This is a genomic window from Alishewanella tabrizica (assembly GCF_014652375.1).
Taxonomy (GTDB): Bacteria; Pseudomonadota; Gammaproteobacteria; order Enterobacterales; family Alteromonadaceae; genus Alishewanella; species Alishewanella tabrizica.
The window spans coordinates 1-516 of sequence record NZ_BMYR01000047.1 but is presented as its reverse complement, the minus strand read 5'-3'; the positions used below and the strand labels follow the sequence as shown (position 1 = coordinate 516).

Sequence of the window (516 nt, the reverse complement as noted above, 5' to 3'; positions counted from 1 at the left end):
ACGTATGCAGTCATTCACCGCCAAATTTGATCACTTTGTGCTTGCAATAGAGGGGGAGTCCATAGACGCATTGTTAGCCGCCCAACTCCGTAATGTGTAGTAGTTCACCAACTGGCCCCCACAAATAAAATACCTTACCCCACGACTCACTCTGAACTGGAGTGATTTTTGTTTTGTGCTTTGATTGAGAGCAAAGGCTGTATGCTGTATCGATATCTGAAACGCAAACCTGAAGCATAAAATTATTAGCCAAGTCTTCGTTGAAAAAGCGCTGCAAGAAGAAAAGACAATCTCCGTTTTGAAAAAGGGTTAAGTCCTCAGAAACGAACTCTGATTCAAATCCGATCTCTGAATAGAAAGCTTTTGAAATTTCATAGTCTTTACTCGGAACAAAAGCTTTTATATCGACAACATCCATTGTTTTCTCCTGAACATGGGTAACTCAAGCGGCTAACGCCGTGCTCAACGGCAGTTTTTAAGTTGTGGATTTGTGGATTACTTTTGCGCAGCAAAACC

General features: G+C 41.7%; 1 protein-coding gene. It reads right to left on the bottom strand.

What is annotated here, in order from left to right; all coding sequences use genetic code 11:
• Positions 1-73: 73 nt before the first annotated feature.
• A complete protein-coding gene (locus tag IE070_RS16555; RefSeq protein ID WP_034733588.1) occupies positions 74-418 on the bottom strand; it encodes a VOC family protein in 345 nt (114 codons plus the stop codon).
• Between the last annotated feature and the right edge of the window lie 98 nt (positions 419-516).

Excerpts from the sequence above, each read along its gene's own strand:
- IE070_RS16555 (WP_034733588.1), bottom strand. The coding sequence starts at position 418 with ATGGATGTTGTCGATATAAAAGCTTTTGTTCCGAGTAAAGACTATGAA.